Genomic DNA, 19271 nt, shown 5'->3' with positions numbered 1-19271 from the left:
CACAATGGAGGGGTGGACCCCGTCGACGCACTCCGCGAAGTCGCCTTCTGGCTCGAACGCGAACACGCCGACACCTACCGCGTGCAGGCCTATCGTCGCGCGGCGGAGGTGCTCGCCGAGGTGAGCGACCACAAGCGGGAGGTGCTGCGGAAGACCGACTCGTGGACCGATCTGCCGGGTGTCGGGAAGAAGACCGCGACCGTCGTCCGGGAGTCGTTCGACGGAGTGCCCGCCTATCTCGAGCAGTTGCGCGAGGAGGCCGACCCGATCGGCCGCGGCGGCCGCGACCTGCTCGAGTCCCTGCGCGGCGACCTGCACACCCACTCGAACTGGTCCGACGGCGGCAGCCCCATCGACGAAATGCACCGCGTCGCGTCGACGATGATCGGGCACGAGTACTTCGCCCTCACCGACCACTCCCCTCGCCTGAAGGTCGCGAACGGCCTCACCGCGGAACGGTTGCGCTCGCAGCTCGCCATCGTCGCGGACATCAACGAGAACAGCAGTGGTGCAAGGATTCTCACGGGTATCGAGGTCGACATCCTCGACGACGGGTCACTCGACCAGGACGAAGGACTGCTCGCCGAACTCGACGTCGTCGTCGCGAGCGTGCACTCGAACCTGCGGGCCGACCGGTCGGCGATGACGAAACGCATGCTGCGTGCGGCGGCGAATCCCCACGTCGACGTCCTCGGGCACTGCACCGGCCGTCTCGTCGCCGGAGGTCGCGGAAGTCGTCCGGAATCGAAGTTCGACGCCGAGAAGGTCTTCGCCGCGTGTCGCGACCACGACACCGCCGTCGAGATCAACTGCCGGCCCGAACGCCGCGACCCGCCGTCGCGTCTCATCGACCTCGCGCTCGAGACGGGCTGCCTGTTCTCCATCGACACCGATGCGCACGCACCCGGGCAGCTCGACTGGCTCGGGTACGGTTGCGAACGTGCCGTCGAGCGGGGTGTCGAACCCGAACAGGTGATCAACACCTGGGAGGTCGACGACCTGCTGGCGTGGACCGACAGGTAGGGGATGCGCGTGGAACACGTCGACGTACTGATCGTGGGAGCCGGACTGTCCGGCATCGATGCCGGTTACCGGCTGCAGACGCAGTGCCCGGATCTCGGGTACGCCATCCTCGAGAGTCGCGACGCGATCGGTGGTACGTGGGATCTGTTCCGCTATCCGGGGATCCGGTCGGACAGCGACATGTACACGCTCGGCTTCCCGTTCCGCCCGTGGCGGGGTGAGAAGTCCATCGCCGACGGCCCCGACATCCTGCAGTACATCCGCGACACCGCCGCCGAATTCGGTATCGACCGGCGGATCCGGTTCGGTCACAAGGTGATCGATGCATCGTGGTCGTCGGAGGACGCCCGGTGGACGGTGCGTGCCTCGACGGGGCAGGGCACGGTGGAGATGTCCTGTTCCTTCCTCTATCTCTGCAGCGGCTACTACAGCTACGAGTCCGGTTATCTCCCCGACATCCCGGGCCTGCAGGACTTCGCGGGCACGATCGTGCATCCGCAGTTCTGGCCCGGCGACCTCGACTACGAGGGGAAGAAGATCGTGGTGATCGGCAGTGGCGCCACGGCCGTCACGCTCGTGCCCGCACTCGCGGAGAAGGCCGAGCACGTGACGATGCTGCAGCGCTCCCCCACCTACGTGATGTCGCTGCCCGCGCGCGACCCGATCGCGACGCGGATACGACGCCTGTTGCCCGACAAGCCGGCCCACCGCGCGGTGCGGACGAAGAACGTCGTCGTCAATCTCGGCTTCTACCAGTTCTGCCAGCGGTTCCCCTCCGCCGCGAAACGCGTGCTGCGCACCTTCACCGAACGTCGCCTGCGCGGCAGGGTTCCGGTCGATCCCCATTTCTCACCGCGCTACGACCCGTGGGATCAGCGACTGTGCGTGGTCCCCGACTCCGATCTGTTCCGCACCCTGCGCGCAGGGAAGGCCGAGATCGTCACCGACCGGATCGACACCGTCACCGAGAAGAGTGTCCGTCTCGAGTCCGGTCGCGAGCTCGAGGCCGAGATCCTGATCCCCGCAACGGGTCTGCAACTGGTGCCCGCCGGCGGAATCGAGTTCGTCGTCGACGGGGAGAAGATCGACCTGTCCACCCGGTTCATCTACCGCGGCATGATGCTCGACGGCCTGCCCAATGCTGCGATGTGCCTCGGCTACACCAACGCGTCGTGGACCCTGCGTGCCGATCTCGCGTCCCTCTACGTGTGCCGGTTGTTGCGGTACATGCGCCGTAACGGTTACCGCTCGGCGATGCCGCGATATTCGGGCGACGGCCGCACCCGTCCACTGCTCGGTCTCGACTCCGGTTACATCCACCGCGCGGAAGGTGCTCTGCCCAAACAGGGTTCGCGCAGCCCGTGGCTGATGCGGCAGAACTATCTCCTCGACCTGCCCACCATGCGGCTCGGACGTATCGACGAATCGATGCAGTTCACACCCTGACCGTCAGCGCCGGCGCGCCGCCAGATGGACGTCGGGGAAGCGATGGTCGGCGTCGGGGCGGCTGACCGTCCGCCACACCTCGTCGAATCCGGCATCGGACAACGCCGTGGCGAGACGATCCGGGTGCCACCGCCACGCCGGCGCCACCGCGTGGTCGAACTCGATCACTTCGCCGGGGGTGTCGGTAATCTGGCCCGCGACGAGTACCACGCCCCCGGACGGAATCCGCTCCGCCCACCCGTCGAGGATCCCGGGGATCTCGGACGGCAGAACATGGATGAGGCTGCACCGCGCGATGATCGCGCTCGGAACCACTTCGCGGAGTTCGTCGGACCCGAGTCGTGCATCGTCCCGGACGAATCGCAGCGCGGAGTGTGCGCCGCGCGCGATGCGCAGCATCTCGGTGCTGGGATCGAGGCCGATCACGTCGAGTCCGCGTTCGGCGAGGTCCGCGGCTACGTATCCGGGTCCGCAACCCACATCCAGCACGACGCCCTGCACCGGGCTCTGCCGCACCATTTCGGCGAAGGCGGCGACGGTGTGGCGTTCGAGGGGCGTCAGGTACGGATCGGGGAACAGCTCGACGTACAGATCCGCGAGGGCGTCGTATCCGGGCTGGGTCACTCCGGCATGGTACGACGGTGTCGCGATGAGTTCGACCGCGTTCGCAGGTCCTACCCACCACGAGGCAGTGACCACGGGAGGGGATTCATGATCATCGTCGCAGGACATCTCACCGTCGACGCCGACAGGCGTGAGTTCTATCTGGCGACCTGCAGGTCCGTCGTCGAGGCCGCCCGCAGAGCGCCGGGCTGCCTCGACTTCGCTGTCACCGCGGACCTGATCGAACCCGACCGCGTCTGCATCTACGAACGGTGGGAGTCACGGGCACAGCTCGACGACTTCCGCGGCAGCGGACCCGACGACGATCAGGCCCGGGAGATCCGGTCGATGGAGGTCTCGGAGTACCTCGTCCCGGACGTGCAGCCGTCGAACGAGTAGTTCTCGTCGCAGATCCTGCCGGAGATCGACAGGATCTGCGCACGCGGTCAGCGTTGTTCGAGCTGCTCGTCGGGATACCGCGCGAACCGGCCGGCGTCGCGGTCGTGCACGGGACCGTCGCTGTCCCACGGCCATCCACCGAAACCGGTGCGACGGTAATCCTCGAACGCCTGCCGGACACCCGCCTCGTCGTTGAGCACGAACGGGCCGTACGAGACGACGGGTTCGCCGATCGGGCGACCCTGCAGCATCAGGATCTGCGTGCCCTCGTCGCCACCGGTGAGGTGCACCGGCACCGACGCGTCGACGACGACCCCGTGCCCGGACTCGATCGTCCGGTCACCGATCCGCACGGGGGAACCGTTGTACACGTACAGGACCCGTTGCGTCTGCTCATCGCGCGCGGCCGGCAGTTCCCAGCGCGCACCGGACGACAGGTCGATGTTCCAGATCGCCACATCGGTGCCGGGTCGGGACGCCCACGAATTCGGCGGGGGCGGCGGCGGAGTCGCGCCGTCGAGTTCACCGGCGATGACGCGGACGGAGACGGTGCGCCCGTCCTCGTCCGTCACCGTCACGGTGGGGGTGTCCTCGTTCCACAGCATCGAGAAGTGCGGGTCGACGGTCTTCGACTCTGCAGGCAGGTTCAACCAGATCTGGAACAGTTCGAGGGGATTGTCCGAATCCTTGTTCAGCAGAGGGAACATCTCGCTGTGGACGACCCCGTTGCCGGCGGTGAGCCACTGCGTGTCACCCTCACCGAAACGCGCCGCCGCACCCACCGAATCGGAGTGGTCGACGAGACCCGAGCGCACGAAGGTCACCGTCTCGAAGCCGCGGTGCGGATGACCGGGGAATCCCGGGACGGTGGTGCCGTGGTACATGCTCCAGCCCGCCGGGTTGCCGAAGTCCTGGCCGAGCGGGCGGCCGTCGAGCGACGCGTCGGGTCCGAGCTCGTCGTTACCCGCCGGATACGCGTCGACATGGTGCGCGACGAACAGGAACGGATCGATCGTCTGCCAGGGCATACCGAGCCGGAAGACCTGGAGTACCGGAGTAGGGGCTGCTGACGTCATGCCCCGTGCAACTCCGTGCCCGTGCTCTTTGTTCCGGGCGGTGTAGTGGCCTCGCTGTCGTCCAGGACCCGCGCCCCGGCGGCGAACTTCCCCACCTGGTCACCCAACTTGATCTGTGCGGGGACGGCCCCGCCGAGCAGGTCGCGGGCCAGGGCCGGGGAGTCGCCGAGCGGCAGGTCGCTGCCGGCGATGACGACGTTGCCGTAGCGACGACCCTTGAGCATCGCGGGGTCGGCGATGATCACGGTGTGCTCGAAGACCTCACCGATCGTCGCGGCCTCACGTTTCGCGACGGCCAGGTCGCGGAAGTCGCCGCAGTTGACGACGTAGACGCCACCGGGCGCGAGCACGCGCCGCGCGTGCTGCGTGAACTGGAGGGTCGTGAGTGCGACGGGAGTGCGGTTGTAGGCGAAGACATCCCGCACGATCACGTCGCGGCTCGCATCGGAGAGCGAGGTGAGGACCTGGCGGGCCTCCCCCACCCGGATGCGCAGCAACGGGGCGCGGGGCAGGTCGAACCAGTGGCGGACGAGTTCGGCGAGGCGACCGTCGATCTCGACGACCACCTGCCGCGCGTCGGGGTAGACCGCGGCGAAGTAGCGTGCCATCGTGCACGCACCCCCACCGAGGTGCAGCACGCGCAGTCGCGAGTCGCGTTCGAACCTGCTCTCGACGAGCATCGCGATCCACCGCATGTACTCGAACTCGAGCAGGGCCGGGTCGCTCAGATCGATGTGCGAGCTGGGCACCCCGTTGATCTCGAGTACCCATCCGTCGGCGAGATAGCGGTCCTTGACGAGCTCGCACGTGCCCGTGTCGATGTCGTAGAGCCCCTCGACCGGGCCGCCCGGTGTACCGGTCTTCTCCTTGCGCGGCGACGATGCGGCGCGGCCACCTCGTTGCCTGCTCATACGACGAGCCTAGTACCGGCTCCGTCACCTCCGATCAGAGGTGGAGGTCCTCCCTGCGCATCATCGAGGTCGCAACGACGCCGATCACGGACGTGAGGACGAGATAGCCGCAGGCGAGCCACGGACCGCCGGCCACGGCGATGAGCGCGGTGAGGATCATCGGGGTGATGCCCGACGCGTAGATGCCGGAGAACTGGTAGACGACCGACAGGCCCGTGTAGCGGATCTCCGCTGGGTACAGGCTCGCGTACAGCGTTCCCTGCGCGCCGTAGAACAGGGCGTGGACGACGCCGAACACGAGGATCATCGCCACGGCGAACCAGAACAGGTTGTTCGTGCCGAACAGGGCGAAGGTCGGGAACACCGCGATGCCGTAGGCGGCGATGCCGACGGTGTAGACCTGCTTCGCACCGAACCGGTCGACCAGGGTGCCCGACACCGGGAGCAGCACGGCCATGACCAGCGCGGCGAGGGTGACGACGAGGAGCACCGGCACCTTCTCGAAGTCGAGGTCCTTGGTAGCGTAGGTGATGGCGAAGACGCCCCACGTGTTGAACGCCGCGCCCTCACCCCACCGCGACAGCAGACCGAGAACGGTGCTGCGACGCACGCCGGGCCGGAAGACGTCCACGAGCGGCGCCGACGACTTCTTCGCGAGCTCCTGCACCTCGCGGAAGGCCGGGGTCTCGTCGACCTTCAGGCGCACGACGAAACCGACGGCGACGAGTACGAGGCTGAGCAGGAACGCGATCCGCCAGCCGTACGACAGGAACTGCTGCTCGTCGAAGATCACCTGCAGCGCCGCGAACACCGCGGTGCCCAACGCGAGACCGAGCGCGAGGCCGACCTGCGGGATGCTGCCGAACAGACCGCGCTTCTTCTCCGGGCTGTGCTCGACGGCGAGCAGCACGGCCCCGGCCCATTCGCCACCGAGGGCGAAGCCCTGCAGAATGCGCAGCAGGAGCAGCAGGATCGGCGCGACCACACCCACCTGCGCGTGGGTGGGCAGAAGGCCCATCAGCGCGGTGGCGACGCCCATGATGAACATCGTCAGCGCGAGGGTCTTCTTGCGTCCGATCCGGTCACCGATGTGGCCGAAGACGACACCGCCGATGGGGCGGACCACGAAGCCCACCGCGAAGGTCGCGAAGGCCAGCATCGTGCCGACGAACGAACTCTGGTCCGGGAAGAACAGCTGGTTGAACACCAGGCTCGCAGCCGTCGCGTAGAGGAAGAAGTCGTACCACTCCACCGTGGTGCCGAGCAGGCTCGCCGCGACCACGGTGCGTAGTCTCCTGCGGCGATCGAGATCGGACTCGGGTGCGGAACTGGGCTGTGACAGCGTGGTCATGGACTCGATTCCCGGTGGTGGACAGCGTGCAACCCGGCGACGCTAACCACGCCCGACGCATTCACGCACGGGTTCCGATCATGCTGATTGCAAATGTTGCCGGGACCCCTCGGCGGCTGTTCTCCTGGATGTCACGCTTGCCTGTCGTCGACTCGAGGACTTCGTCTTGTCTCTGCATATGCACTGGTTCCTGCCCACCTACGGCGACTCGCGAAACCTGATGGCAGGGGGCCACGGCAGTTCGATGTCGGGCGATCGGCCGGCGACGCTGCGCTACCTGAACCAGATCGCCGCCGCCGCGGAGTCGAGCGGATTCGAATCGGTCCTCACCCCCACCGGCGCGTGGTGTGAGGACGCGTGGCTGACGACGGCGATGCTGATCGACACCACCGAGACCCTCAAGTTCCTCGTCGCGCTGCGCCCCGGGCTCATCAGCCCCACGCTGGCCGCGCAGATGGCCGCGACCTTCCAGTGGCAGTCGCAGGGACGTCTGCTGCTCAACGTCGTCACCGGCGGTGAGGACCACGAACAGCGCACCTTCGGCGACTTCCTCGACAAGAACCAGCGCTACGCACGCTGCGGCGAGTACCTCGACGTGATCAAGCGCCTGTGGGCGGGCAACGGCCCGGTCGACTTCAAGGGCGAGTACATCCAGGTCGAGAACGCCCAGCTCCAGCGCATCCCCGATCCGGTGCCGCCGCTCTTCTTCGGCGGATCCTCCCCCGCTGCCGGCACCGTCGCGTCGCAGTTCTGCGACACCTACCTCACGTGGGGTGAACCGCCGGCCGCCGTCGCCGACAAGATCGCGTGGATCCGCGGCCTCGCCGACATCCAGGGCCGCACCCTCGACTACGGCATCCGCCTGCACGTCATCAGCCGCGACACCTCCGAGGAGGCGTGGGCCGAGGCCGATCGTCTGCTCTCCGCACTCGACCCCGCGACGATCGAGAAGGCTCAGCAGAGCCTGGCCCGTTCCGGTTCCGAGGGGCAGCGCCGGATGGTCGAGCTGCACGGCGGCGGCAGCGCCTACGCTGCGAGCAAGGACGCCCGCAGCCTCGAGGTCTCCCCCAACCTGTGGGCAGGCGTCGGACTCGTCCGCGGTGGCGCGGGCACCGCGCTCGTGGGTTCCCACGAGGAGGTCGCCGACCGCATCGCCGAGTACGCCGAGATCGGACTCGACCACTTCGTGCTGTCGGGCTACCCGCATCTCGAGGAGGCCTACCGCTTCGGTGAGGGTGTGCGTCCGATCCTCGAGCGTCGCGGCCTGCTCGCCCCGGCCTCCCACCGCCCGGGCGACCTGTCGGGTTCGACGGCCTTCCTGCCCTCCGCGCACTGATCACCATCTGACAGCTCGATACAGCACAGCTCGACACAGCGCCGGCACGAAATGTGTCGGCGCTGTTACAGCTGCGGCCCTCGTCGTGCGGATCCGCCCGCAGCACAGAGAATGGGGCCATGCCGGACCGAGGATTCACGCCCACACAGCTCGCCGCACGCGCGGCGTACCTGTTGCGTGGGAACGACCTGGGCACCATGACGAGTGCCGCTCCCAAGCTTTATCCACACATGTGGAGTTGGGATGCGGCGTTCGTCGCCGTGGGGCTCGCGCCGCTGAGTGTCGAACGGGCGGTGGTCGAACTCGACACCCTGCTCTCGGCGCAGTGGAAGAACGGCATGATCCCGCACATCGTCTTCGCCAACGGTGTCGACGGCTACTTCCCCGGCCCGGCACGTTGGGCGGTGTCCGAACTGGCCGCGCACGCACCGGCGCAGGTGCAGACCTCGGGCATCACACAGCCTCCCGTGCACGCCATCGCCGTGCAGCGCATCCTCGAGCATTCACGGCGGCACGGTCGTTCGACACGTGCTGTCGCCGAGGAGTTCCTGGATCGCCGGTGGGCGGATCTCGTGCGCTGGCACCGCTGGCTCGCGCACGCGCGCGATCTCGACGGCAACGGCCGCATCGCGCTGTACCACGGGTGGGAGTCGGGTATGGACAACTCCCCGCGCTGGGATACGGCATACGCCAATGTCGTCGCCGGTCCGGTACCGCCCTTCCATCGTGAGGATCTCGAGCACGTCGCCGACGCCACCCAGCGACCCACCGACCGTGAGTACGCGCGCTATCTGTGGCTGCTCGAGGAGATGAAGACGGCGCGCTACGAGGACGGCGTGCTCGCGAAGGCCATGAGCTTCGCGGTCGAGGACGTCTTCGTCAGCGCGGTGTTCTCGCTCTCGTGCGAGGTGCTCGCGACCATCGGTGAGGAACATTCCCGTCCCAATGCCGATGTGCGCGAGTTGTATTCGTGGTCCGAGCGGTTCCGGAAGGGTGTGATCGCCACGACCGACCCGCGCACGGGCGCGGCGAAGGACTTCGACCTGCGCAGCGGGAAGTGGGTCGCCACCGACACTCTCGCGATGTTCGCCCCGCTGCTGTGCGGTGGTCTCGACCGGCAGGCCGAGCGGGCGCTGCTGCGCACCTTCGAAGGGCCGAAGTTCTGCGGGCATCCGGATCTCCGCTATGCGGTGCCGCCGTCGACCTCCCCCGTCTCGGGCGACTTCCGTCCCCGCGAGTACTGGCGCGGGCCGGTGTGGCCCGTGATGACGTGGCTGTTCTCATGGGCGTTCGCCCGTCGCGGTTGGGCCGAACGGGCGAACGTGCTTCGCGCGGAAGGGCTCCGGCAGGCGAGCGACGGCACCTTCGCCGAGTACTACGAGCCGTTCACCGGCGACCCGCTCGGCAGCATGCAGCAGTCGTGGACCGCCGCAGCGGTACTGGACTGGCTCGGATGAGCCGTGCGTGGTTCCGGTAGCGAGCGCAGTAGTGAGCGCAACCGGAACCACGCACGAAGACGTCAGACCCCGATGCGTCCGCCGTCCGACTTCCATGCCGCGACCACGGCGGGACGCGGCTGGGAGTCGCCTCCGTCGGGCCAGTGCGAGGCCGGCGACGCCCACGACGCCTCGTCCGTCTCCCCGGGATGCTGCACGCACACCACGACCCGGCCGTCCTGCACGATCGGACCGCACGTCTCGGCGCCGATCGGCACGGTGAGGAACTGCTTCGTCTCACCGCGGCGCGGTCCGTCGAGGACGACGCTGAACAACCCGTCGTTGGAGCCGAGTGCGTTGCCGTCGGTGGAGATCCACAGGTTGCCGTAGGAATCGAAGGCCAGGTTGTCGGGGCACGAGATCGGGCTGACCTGCGACTTGTCGAAGCCGCCGAAGTAGGTGTCGGCCTCGTTCGGGTCCCCACACACGAGCAGCAGCGTCCACGTGAAGGACGTACCCGCGTGGTCGTCGTCGATCTCGAGGACCTGACCGTTCTTGTTGTTCTCGCGCGGATTCGCCTCGTCGGCCGGGGCGGCGCCGTCGACACCACGCTTGGTGTTGTTGGTCAGGGCGACGTAGACCTTGCCGGTCACCGGATTCGGTTCGAAGTCCTCGGGGCGATCCATCTTCGTCGCCCCCACCCGGTCGCCGGCGAGGCGGGTGAACACCGCGACCTCCTCGGCGTTCATGCCGTCGACCAGCGACTCGGCGCTGCCGTCCTCGTTCGCGCGCAGCAGCGGGATCCACTCGCCGCTGCCGCGGAACTCGCCGGCCTCGGGAAGTGTTCCGGATCCGTCGATCTCGTCCGGATGGTCACCGCTGAGCTTCGCGACGTACAGCGTGCCGGCGTCGAGCAGGGTCATGTTGTGCCGCATCGCCGCTCGTGAGTTACCGGGCTGCATCTTCCGCGACGAGACGAACTTGTACATGTAGTCGAAGCGTTCGTCGTCACCGCTGTACGACACGACGGTGCCGTCGTCGGTGATGTGGACGGTGGCCGCTTCGTGCTTGAACCGTCCCAGAGCGGTGTGCTTGACGGGCACCGAGTTCGGATCCCATGGATCGATCTCGACGATCCACCCGAACCGGTTGACCTCGTTGGGTTCCGTGGCGATGTCGAAGCGCCGGTCGAATCGTTCCCACTTCCGTTCGGTGTCCGCGCCCTCGAGTCCGTACCGGGTGAGACGTTCGGCGGCGACCGGGTCGGTCACACTCTCGGCGTTGGCGAAGTACTGGTCGAAATTCTCCTCGCCCGACAGCACGGTGCCCCACGGGGTGAGCCCGCCGGCGCAGTTGTTGAACGTTCCCGCGACCCGCGTGCCCGTCGGGTCGGCGGTGGTCTTCAACAGGTCGCTGCCCGCGGCCGGTCCGGTGAGGAGGAACTCGGTGGTTCCGGTGATACGACGGTTGTACTCGCCGAATTGCGGTGTCAGGCGGCCGGTCCCGGGTTCGCCCTTCACCTGGACGACCGACATCCCGTGACCGGCGATGCCGATGCGCACCTGTTCCTCGGTGGGGTCGTCCGGGTCGTAGTCGGCGAACATGAACGGTTCGGTGGTGTATTCGTGATTGACGACGAGCAGGTAGGTGTCGGGTCGGCCGTCCACCGGGAGCAGGCCGGCGAAGTCGTTGTTGAACCCGAACTGCTTCTCCTTCGCGGTCGCCGTCTGGTTGCCGATGTCGAAGGCCGGGGCATCGGGCAGCACCGGATCGCCCCAGCGGATGACGACGTCGTTCTCGTATCCTTCCGGAACCGTCACCGCGTCATCGGTGTTCGGTGCGACCGCCGTGAAGTTCGTGCCGTCGGGCGCCGGTCCGAGATCGCCGGCCGCCGCGGCGTCACTGCCGGCGGCCGCGGCGGAATCGTCCGCACAGGCCGTCAGGACACCACCGGCGCCGACGGCGAGCACGGCCATGGCACCGCCCCGCAGGACCCCGCGACGCGAGACGGCGGCGCGCACGATGTCGCCGAAGTATTCACCGCCGGAGGTGTTCGGGACGGCGTGCGAACAGGCATCCCCGCACTTGTACTTGCACGTGATGTTCGAGCGCGATGATATGCCGTCGTGCGTGACGAACAAGGGCAGGACTCTACGGGCCACAACGTTCTCCTCGGAATCGGTTCGACGCCGGAACCGTAGGAGCGCCAGGCGAGTCGGACGGAACGAGAAGGTGAACACCCGATGAGCATTCTGCGGACGTGAGACGGCGGTCACAGAACGGGTCGAGGTCAACCCGGGGCGATGCGGTCGAGATCCACGATCGGCCGGACACCGGGACGGTCGACATCGGAGAACTCCCCGTCCTGCGATTGCTCGTCCTCGTCCTCGACCTCGCCGGGCCTGCCGTCGACGAACGGCACCACCCGATCGGTGATCGCCGTGTTGTATTCGGCGGGAGCCTGGATGGGATTGGCGTGGCCGGTGCGGTCGAGTTTCGACACCAGCAGCGTGCCGTCGACACCGCCGGACTGGTCGATCAGGATCCGGTGGCTGTACTCGACGTCGACGACGTTGTCGGACAGTGCGTTCCGAGGCCGGAGGAACACCACAGCGGGACGGATCTTGTCGTCGCGTTCGTCGGCGAGTGCCCGCAGGTTGTCGATCGCACCGGATGCGACGATCGCCCGGAACTGCGATTCGATCAGCCCGTTGCTCGCGGCGTCGGTGGAGAAGATCTTGTCGTTGAGCACCTCGACCGCGACGTCGCGCAACTCCTCGGTGTCGATGCGTCGGTACCACCGGTCCGAGGGGAGTACGAAACGGTCCATGCGGGCGACCACCTCGACGAGCATGCGCATGCTGCGGCTCTCCCGCGCGCCGGGCAGCCAGCCGATCCACCGCAACAGGTCCTCACCGGCACTGCGCGCGTCGGCGCGCACGGCATGCAGGTCGAGTGGGGTGCAGTCGAGGATCACGCCGGTCACCTCGAGATCGGTGTCCTGGTACAGGTGCTGGGCGACCTCGAGGGCGATGATGCCGCCCATGCTGTGCCCGGTGAGCACGATGTTCTCGATCCCCGACCACGCCGCACGCTCGTGGATCAGGCGGCTGACGACGGCGGTGTCGAGACCGCTGTTGTCGTACTCGACCGCCCACACCTGCCCGAGTTCGCTCAGCGCGGGCAGTGCCGTGGCGGTCTCGGTCGCGTCGAGATTGCCCAGGCCCACGAGGTCGACGACCGCCGTGTCGCGGTCCTCCCGCGACGCCGCGTCGTGGATCGGATGCAGTTGCGGCTGCGTGAGAGCGAGTCGCTCACGGACCGGCGCGACGTCCCATGCCCAGTACTGGGTGAACAGGGCGACGAGCGGGAGCGCCGCGACGGCCGTGCGTGCGAGGGCTCGGCGGAGCCGGCCGAATCGCACCCAGTGATGACCGGTGCGGGTATCGCGGAGACGTCGCCACCGACGACCGTCGTCCCAGTCGTCGGCGGTGCAGGGCGGTAGCCATGGTGCGTTCGACATGCACCACCGATGCTACCGACGTGCTGTGCTCGGTTCAGGGCCCGTCGGCACGGGCCGGGATCAGCTCAGGCCCGTCAGTGGGGGTGCGGAGTTGTCGTCGCGCCACGCGATGGCTTCGCGCAGTTCGGTGAGGTCGTAGTCGGGACCGCCGGAACTCACCGTGAACTGCGTGATCCCCAGTTCGACGTAGGACGGGGCCGCGTCGGCACCGGGCCACTTGGTGGACCGTTCGATGTCCTCGGGGCGACGGCCGGCCTCGGCGCAGCGCTGCGCGAGGATCCCGGACTTCTCGGCGTGGGTCTCCACCTCGTCGAAGCTGTGCCAGATGTCGGCGTACTTCGCGACCATCGGCAGCGTCTTCTTCGGGCCACTACCACCGATGAGGATGGGAATGTGCCGGGTGGGCTGCGGGTTCAGCTTGCCGAGTCGGTTGACGATGCGGGGCATGTACTCGGCGAGTAGGTCGAGGCGGGAGCCCGCGGTGCCGAATTCGTAGCCGTACTCGGCGTAGTCCCGTTCGAACCAGCCCGAGCCGATGCCGAGGATGAGACGGCCGCCGCTGATGTGGTCGACGGTGCGGGCCATGTCGGCGAGCAGGTCGGGGTTGCGGTAGCCGCCACCGGTGACCAGTGCGCCGATCTCCACGCGTTCGGTCTGCTCCGCCCAGGCGCCGAGCATCGTCCAGCACTCGAAGTGGGCGCCGTCGGGGTCGCCGTAGAGCGGGTAGAAATGGTCCCAGTTGAACACGATGTCGACGCCTGCGTCCTCGGCGCGGAGCACGGTGTCGCGGATGACGCCGTAGTCGGGTTGCTGCTGGGGCTGTAGTTGGAGTCCGATGCGAATGGGGCGCGTCATGGAGTCCACGTTAAGGCAACATCTCGTATCGTCGCCCGAGTTCCCGCAGGAAGGACTCGAGAACGAGGTCGAAGCTCTCGGCGTCGATCTCGGCTGCGTACTCGCGGAGCCGATGCGCCTGCGACAGATGCGGATACCGCTCGTTGTAGGTGTCGATGTGATCGTCGAATCCGCCCGCGAACGAGGTGATGGCGGAACCGATGACGATGTACTTGATCGAGGCGCCGATCATCGTCGCGAAGCGGGGCGGCCAGCCGGCGCGGGTGAGGCCGCCGTGGATGGCGTCGGACGCCTGGAGGGAGACGGGTCGGGTGCCGGGGCTCGAGGCGAGGAAGGGCACCATGTTCGGGTGCGCGGCGAGCGCGTCCCGGTAGGTGCGGGCCCAGCGTCGGAGCGCTTCCTGCCAGTCATCCTCGGCGAACCCGCTGACGTCGACCGATTCGCCGATGGCGTCGGCGATGTCGTCGAGCAGTTCTTCCTTGGTGGCGTAGTGGCTGTACAGCGACGGTGCGCGAACACCCAGTTCGGCGGCGATCCGACGCATCGAGACGGCGTCGAGGCCGTGCTCGTCGACGAGTCGCAGCGTGACGTCGCGGATGAGTTCACGGCTGAGCAGAGGCGTGCGCGGGCGCGCCATCCATCGTCCTCCTTCCGGCCCGGCCTGGACGAGCTAACAATGTAAGGTTAGTTTGGAATCGCGAGAAGCGCTACGGCGCCGGCATCCCTGGAAGGCCCCTCCATGAACCTGAAGCTCACCGAGGAGGAGCGTGCGTTCCGCGACGAACTGCGCACCTTCTTCACCACCGAGATCCCCGCCGAAGTGCGTGCGAAGACCGCCTCCGGTACCCCGCTGGGCAAGGACGACTACGTCGCCGTCCAGCGCATCCTGCATTCGCGCGGCCTCGCCGTTCCCAACTGGCCCGTCGAATGGGGCGGTCAGGACTGGACGCCGATGCAGCGCAACATCTGGCTCAGCGAGCTGCAGCTCGCGTCGGTGCCCGACCCGCTGCCGTTCAACGCCTCCATGATCGGGCCGGTCATCGCGCAGTTCGGCTCGCAGGAGATGAAGGAACGCTTCCTCCCCGCCACCGCCAACCTCGACATCTGGTGGTGCCAGGGCTTCTCCGAGCCCGAGGCCGGCTCCGACCTCGCGTCCCTCAAGACCCGCGCCGTCCGCGACGGTGACGACTACATCGTCAACGGGCAGAAGACGTGGACGACGCTCGCGCAGCACGCCGACTGGATCTTCTGCCTCGTCCGCACCGATCCGAACGCGAAGAAGCAGGCCGGCATCTCGATGCTGCTCTTCCCGATGGACACCCCGGGCGTCACCCGCCGTCCGATCAAGCTGATCGACGGCGGCTACGAGGTCAACGAGGTCTTCTTCGAGGACGTGCGCGTTCCCGCCGAGAACCTCGTCGGCGAGGAGAACACCGGCTGGACGCAGGCGAAGTTCCTGCTCGGCAACGAGCGCACCGGCATCGCACGGGTCGGCGCCACCAAGGTCAAGCTCGCGCGGGCGAAGTCCCTCGCGGCCGAGACCCGCTACGGCAGCGGCTCGCTGCTCGACGACCCGATCTTCGCGGCACGCCTGGCCGAACTCGAGAACGAGCTGCTCGCTCTCGAGCTCACCCAGCTGCGCGTCGTCGCCGGTTCGGCCGACGGCAAGCCCAATCCGGCATCGTCGCTGCTCAAGATGCGCGGCTCCGAGCTGCAGCAGGCCGCGACCGAACTGCTCGTCGACATCGCCGGTCCCGATTCGCTGCCCGCCGGCGAGGCCGACATCGACTCACCCGACTGGGCGCAGCTGACGATGCCGACCTACCTCAACAACCGCAAGGTCACCATCTACGGCGGGTCGAACGAGGTTCAGCGTTCGATCATCGCTTCCTCGATTCTCGGACTGTGAGGCCCCGGACATGAATTTCGAACTCGACACCGAACAGGACATGCTCCGCGCGACCGTCCGCGACCTGCTCTCGGGTGCGTACGACGTCGAGTCGCGCAACCGGGTGGCCGAAGGTGACCTGGGCTGGAACCGCGACGTGTGGAAGCAGCTCGCCGAACTCGGCGTGCTCGGCCTGCCCTTCGCGGAGGAGCACGGCGGCATGGGCGCCGGACCGGTGGAGGTCATGGCCGTCATGACCGAGATCGGCCGCGCGCTCGCACCCGAGCCCGTGCTCGACTGCGTCTACCTGCCCGGCCGGCTCGTCGCCGAGGTCGGCACCGACGCGCAGCGCTCCGACATCCTGCCGCGACTGTCCGAGGGCACCGTGCTCCTCGCGTTCGCGCACGACGAGCCGGGCAGCCGCTGGCCGCACACCGAGGTGGCCACCACCGCGGCGCGCGACGGCGACTCGTGGACCGTCTCCGGTCGCAAGAACCCTGTGCTGCACGGTGATTGCGCCGACACCTTCATCGTCTCCGCGAAGCTGCCGGAGGGCGGCGTCGGACTGTTCGTCGTCGACGCATCGGCCGACGGTCTGGTCCGCACTCCGTACCGCACCCACGACGAGCGTCGCGGTGCGCAGCTCGTGCTCGACGACGTCGCGGCCACCCCCCTCGGTGAGGCGGCCGACGCGTTCGCAGCCATCACCGCGGCGCAGGTGCACGCACAGGCGGCACTGTGCGCCGAGGCGGTCGGTGCCCTCGACTCCTCGGTTCAGCTGACGACGAGCTACCTCAAGCAGCGCAAGCAGTTCGGTGTGCCGCTGTCGATGTTCCAGGCGCTCACCCACCGTGCGGCCGACATGTACGTGCTGTACGAGCTGGCGTCGAGCATGAGCCTGTACGCGACCATGGCCCTCGCCGACGGCATCGTCGACCCGACCATCGCGTCGCGCGCCAAGCTGCAGGTCGGCCGGTCCGCACGGAAGATCGGACAGGAGTCCGTGCAGATGCACGGTGGCATCGGTGTCACGGCCGAGCACTCCATCGGCCACTACCTGAGCCGCCTGACCGCGATCGAGCACACCCTCGGCACCATGGACGATCACCTGCGGGTGCTCGCCGGTGGCGTGAAGGACTACGAGCTCGTGGAGATCGCCGGAATGTGACCGATCGGGCTCACTCCCGGGGCAGCAGTGTCCCCAGCGGACCGAGATCGATGTTGAGATCCTCGGGGGTGAGCCCGAAATGGTCGCGCAGTTCGCCCATGCGCTGTTCGAGCAGCATCAGTGTCGTGCCGAGACGTTCGATCTGCTCGTCGCTGAGATCCCCCGCATCCATGCGGTGCAGGGCCTGACGCTCCATCAGCTGCCGGAGCAGTTCGACGAGCGTGAGCACCAGCGTCACAAGGCCCCGTTCCACGGATTCGGGATCGGCGTCGATACGCGACGGGAAGTTCACCGGCTCGCTCACGAACCCTCCCGGGCCCCGCGGGGAACGGGGACGTCGACGCCGGGCAGCGACAGGGTGCTGATCGACGAGATCAACGCACGCAACGAGATCCGCACCAGATCGATCTCCGCGATCGACAACGTGATGTCGCCGGTGATGACCACGCCGCCGGACAGCACCCGGTCCAGCAGGTCGATCAGAGCGATCCGCCGTTCCTCGTCCACCGATCCGTCGGCGTACCTCACGGCGAGATCCGTTCTGCTCCGGCGAACGAGTAGGGCGGCCACGGACCGCTCGTCTCGAGCCTGATCCCCTGATTCAGCGACCCGAGTTCCTCTACCTCGGAACGGAATTCGTCCGTCCTGTCGTCGTCGACGAGGTATGTCCCGTTGAGCAGCATCCACTCGTGGCTGCCGCTCAGTGCCGGATCGGTCGGCGCGCCCCGGCGACCCGCAGCGGATACGCGCAGCAGTCGCTCGTGGATCTCGGAGGCGCGTTCGGCCGCGTCGCGTTCGACGCTCTCCTGCGCCGCCAGTTGCGCGCGACGACGCAGCAGATAGGCCGTGCCCGCACCGGAACCCGCCCCTTCCGCCTGCGCTTCGGCGACGGCCGCGGTCAGCGCCTTGCGGTCGGCGAACGCCTTGACCCCCCATTCGGTACGACCCGTCACGAGTGCGAGCGCCGACGAGAACTGCTCCCGGTGCTCGGTGAGCAGGGCACGGACCCGTTCGTCGTCGAGGCAGACGGTCGCGAGTCGCAGCGGTACCACGGAGACGTGCCGTGCCAATCCGGCGACGACCGAATCGTGGGCGCGGGCCACTCTTTCCAGCCAGTCCAGGTCTTCGAGATTGCGTGCCAGTGCGGCCTCGCCGAAATCGTCCAGGGGCACCGTTCCGACCACGGCGGTCAGCCCACCTTCCTGCACCGTGCGGACCTGCTCGCCGGCGACACCGGAGGCGCCCTCGGTCTCGTGGCCGACGAGCGTCCCGTCGGTCACCGCGTACATCCAGATCCCGGTCGTGTCAGTCACGGTCCTCCTCGTCCACGATCTCCGCCGGTTCCGGCTCCAGCTCCTCCGCTCGGGCCTCGAGTGCGGCCAACCGCTCACGCAACCGCCGGTTCTCCAACTCGAGTTCCGCCCGGCTCGAATCGACCTCGGGTGCACGGGCCTTGCTCGTCAACCACGGATCGCTCTCCCACCAGTCGATCCCGACGGCCTTGGCCGTCTCGAGCGACGCGATGACGAGACGGAGCTTGATCGTGAGCAGTTCGATGTCGAGCAGATTCACCTGGATGTCGCCGGCGATGACCAATCCCTTGTCGAGGACACGCTCGAGGATGTCGCCGAGATTGGTCGACCGGCCTCCGCCCCCGTAGGGTTGCGGCGACGACGTGCCGCCTCCCCCACCGACCACCGTCATGACCCGGTCCTCGCGCCGATGTCGCTGCTACCGCGTCCGTAACGCCGGGTCCGCCGGTACGCGAGCAGATTCCCGTCGAGGTCGATCTCCACCTCGTAGAGCGCGAGCATGTCGGCGGACGACGGAATCCGCCTGTCCTCCACGACCTCCACCTCGACGACCCATCCGTCCTCGGTGGGTTCGACGGAGGTCACCCCCTGAGCCTCCTTCGAGGTCAGTTCCTTCAGATGTGCGAGGGCCGCCGATGCGGCCTCGGCCGCCGAGATCGCGGGCGGGCCGGTGTCCTGCGCCACGGCATCACTCCTTTCCCTCGGCGGAACCGGAGCCGCCCCGGGAGATCATCCGGTTCAGCACGGCCTGCTGCGCCTCGTCCTTCTCCTCGGGCGTCAGCTCGCCCGCCTCCGCCGCTTCCTCGATCTCCTCGAGTTCGCGCCGCACGTTGGCGGGATCGTGCAGTTGCTGTTCGACCTGCTCCTGGATGATCTCTCCGAGCCACATCACTCCCTTGACGGGAGCGAGGGGCAACGTGAGCAGGGAGGTCAGCAGACCCAT

General features: G+C 67.8%; 21 protein-coding genes. 7 read left to right on the top strand and 14 right to left on the bottom strand.

Features of this window, described 5'->3' with window-relative positions; all coding sequences use genetic code 11:
- The first annotated feature begins 12 nt into the window (after positions 1–12).
- Complete coding sequence (locus AC0LPE_RS23660; protein WP_160877347.1) at positions 13–1023, top strand: PHP domain-containing protein; 1011 nt, start codon at positions 13–15, stop codon at positions 1021–1023.
- Positions 1024–1026: 3 nt separating this feature from the next.
- On the top strand, positions 1027–2469 hold the full coding sequence (locus tag AC0LPE_RS23655; protein ID WP_088896923.1) for a flavin-containing monooxygenase: 1443 nt from the start codon (positions 1027–1029) through the stop codon (positions 2467–2469).
- 3 nt (positions 2470–2472) lie between these two features.
- On the opposite strand, the gene AC0LPE_RS23650 is transcribed toward AC0LPE_RS23655, so the two are convergent.
- Entirely contained in the window at positions 2473–3093 is a 621-nt protein-coding gene (locus tag AC0LPE_RS23650; RefSeq protein WP_106201630.1) for a class I SAM-dependent methyltransferase, read from the bottom strand.
- An 87-nt stretch (positions 3094–3180) separates the two neighbouring features.
- Between AC0LPE_RS23650 and AC0LPE_RS23645 the strand changes: the two genes are divergently transcribed.
- Entirely contained in the window at positions 3181–3471 is a 291-nt protein-coding gene (locus AC0LPE_RS23645) for a putative quinol monooxygenase (RefSeq protein ID WP_016694018.1), read from the top strand.
- A 47-nt stretch (positions 3472–3518) separates the two neighbouring features.
- Here the strand turns inward: AC0LPE_RS23645 and AC0LPE_RS23640 are convergent, their stop codons facing one another.
- From AC0LPE_RS23640 to AC0LPE_RS23630, 3 genes are read right to left on the bottom strand one after another with little or no spacing between them, the layout of a single operon-like run.
- Positions 3519–4547, bottom strand: coding sequence for a pirin family protein (locus AC0LPE_RS23640; RefSeq protein ID WP_490605353.1), 1029 nt, complete (start codon positions 4545–4547; stop codon positions 3519–3521).
- On the bottom strand, positions 4544–5458 hold the full coding sequence (locus AC0LPE_RS23635; RefSeq protein WP_106200941.1) for a spermidine synthase: 915 nt from the start codon (positions 5456–5458) through the stop codon (positions 4544–4546). Before AC0LPE_RS23635 ends, AC0LPE_RS23640 begins: the two co-directional genes overlap by 4 nt.
- A 34-nt stretch (positions 5459–5492) precedes the next feature.
- Positions 5493–6809: an MFS transporter gene (locus AC0LPE_RS23630; protein ID WP_106200943.1), complete on the bottom strand. Its 1317-nt coding sequence runs from the start codon at positions 6807–6809 to the stop codon at positions 5493–5495.
- A 166-nt stretch (positions 6810–6975) separates the two neighbouring features.
- Between AC0LPE_RS23630 and AC0LPE_RS23625 the strand changes: the two genes are divergently transcribed.
- Together AC0LPE_RS23625 and ggh are read left to right on the top strand one after the other, a co-directional pair.
- On the top strand, positions 6976–8145 hold the full coding sequence (locus tag AC0LPE_RS23625; RefSeq protein WP_145690394.1) for an LLM class flavin-dependent oxidoreductase: 1170 nt from the start codon (positions 6976–6978) through the stop codon (positions 8143–8145).
- Positions 8146–8264: 119 nt separating this feature from the next.
- On the top strand, positions 8265–9602 hold the full coding sequence (ggh, locus tag AC0LPE_RS23620) for a glucosylglycerate hydrolase (protein ID WP_160877339.1): 1338 nt from the start codon (positions 8265–8267) through the stop codon (positions 9600–9602).
- Between the two features lie 62 nt (positions 9603–9664).
- On the opposite strand, the gene AC0LPE_RS23615 is transcribed toward ggh, so the two are convergent.
- The 4 genes from AC0LPE_RS23615 to AC0LPE_RS23600 form a co-directional block, all read right to left on the bottom strand.
- Positions 9665–11743 carry a PhoX family protein gene (locus AC0LPE_RS23615; protein ID WP_490605352.1) on the bottom strand — a complete coding sequence of 693 codons (2079 nt, stop codon included), beginning with the start codon at positions 11741–11743 and terminating at the stop codon, positions 9665–9667.
- Between the two features lie 128 nt (positions 11744–11871).
- On the bottom strand, positions 11872–13104 hold the full coding sequence (locus AC0LPE_RS23610; protein WP_423659723.1) for an alpha/beta fold hydrolase: 1233 nt from the start codon (positions 13102–13104) through the stop codon (positions 11872–11874).
- Positions 13105–13164: 60 nt separating this feature from the next.
- Entirely contained in the window at positions 13165–13959 is a 795-nt protein-coding gene (locus tag AC0LPE_RS23605) for an LLM class F420-dependent oxidoreductase (RefSeq protein ID WP_145690400.1), read from the bottom strand.
- A 10-nt stretch (positions 13960–13969) separates the two neighbouring features.
- Entirely contained in the window at positions 13970–14596 is a 627-nt protein-coding gene (locus AC0LPE_RS23600) for a TetR/AcrR family transcriptional regulator (RefSeq protein WP_088896930.1), read from the bottom strand.
- A gap of 102 nt (positions 14597–14698) precedes the next feature.
- Between AC0LPE_RS23600 and AC0LPE_RS23595 the strand changes: the two genes are divergently transcribed.
- Positions 14699–15868 carry an acyl-CoA dehydrogenase family protein gene (locus tag AC0LPE_RS23595; RefSeq protein ID WP_088896931.1) on the top strand — a complete coding sequence of 390 codons (1170 nt, stop codon included), beginning with the start codon at positions 14699–14701 and terminating at the stop codon, positions 15866–15868.
- A gap of 10 nt (positions 15869–15878) precedes the next feature.
- A complete protein-coding gene (locus tag AC0LPE_RS23590) occupies positions 15879–17015 on the top strand; it encodes an acyl-CoA dehydrogenase family protein (protein ID WP_423659726.1) in 1137 nt (378 codons plus the stop codon).
- Positions 17016–17025: 10 nt separating this feature from the next.
- Here AC0LPE_RS23590 and AC0LPE_RS23585 read toward each other — a convergent pair whose 3' ends face one another.
- The 6 genes from AC0LPE_RS23585 to AC0LPE_RS23560 are packed head-to-tail and all read right to left on the bottom strand — an operon-like array spanning position 17026 to position 19271.
- Positions 17026–17319 (bottom strand): gas vesicle protein K, encoded by a 294-nt coding sequence (locus tag AC0LPE_RS23585; RefSeq protein ID WP_016693994.1) that lies wholly within the window; start codon positions 17317–17319, stop codon positions 17026–17028.
- Positions 17316–17543, bottom strand: a complete 228-nt coding sequence (locus AC0LPE_RS23580; RefSeq protein WP_060652494.1) for a gas vesicle protein — start codon at positions 17541–17543, stop codon at positions 17316–17318. Before AC0LPE_RS23580 ends, AC0LPE_RS23585 begins: the two co-directional genes overlap by 4 nt.
- Positions 17540–18328 (bottom strand): GvpL/GvpF family gas vesicle protein, encoded by a 789-nt coding sequence (locus AC0LPE_RS23575; RefSeq protein WP_088896933.1) that lies wholly within the window; start codon positions 18326–18328, stop codon positions 17540–17542. The genes AC0LPE_RS23580 and AC0LPE_RS23575 overlap by 4 nt, the downstream gene beginning before the upstream one ends.
- Entirely contained in the window at positions 18321–18719 is a 399-nt protein-coding gene (gene gvpJ, locus AC0LPE_RS23570; RefSeq protein ID WP_088896934.1) for a gas vesicle protein GvpJ, read from the bottom strand. The genes AC0LPE_RS23575 and gvpJ overlap by 8 nt, the downstream gene beginning before the upstream one ends.
- Positions 18716–19012: a gas vesicle protein GvpO gene (gene gvpO, locus AC0LPE_RS23565; RefSeq protein WP_088896935.1), complete on the bottom strand. Its 297-nt coding sequence runs from the start codon at positions 19010–19012 to the stop codon at positions 18716–18718. Before gvpO ends, gvpJ begins: the two co-directional genes overlap by 4 nt.
- A 4-nt stretch (positions 19013–19016) precedes the next feature.
- A complete protein-coding gene (locus AC0LPE_RS23560; RefSeq protein WP_088896936.1) occupies positions 19017–19271 on the bottom strand; it encodes a gas vesicle protein GvpG in 255 nt (84 codons plus the stop codon).

This window comes from Rhodococcus sp. S3 (assembly GCF_058211795.1).
The sequence above is the reverse complement of the archived record's forward strand: the minus strand, read 5'-3'. Positions and strand labels throughout refer to the sequence as shown.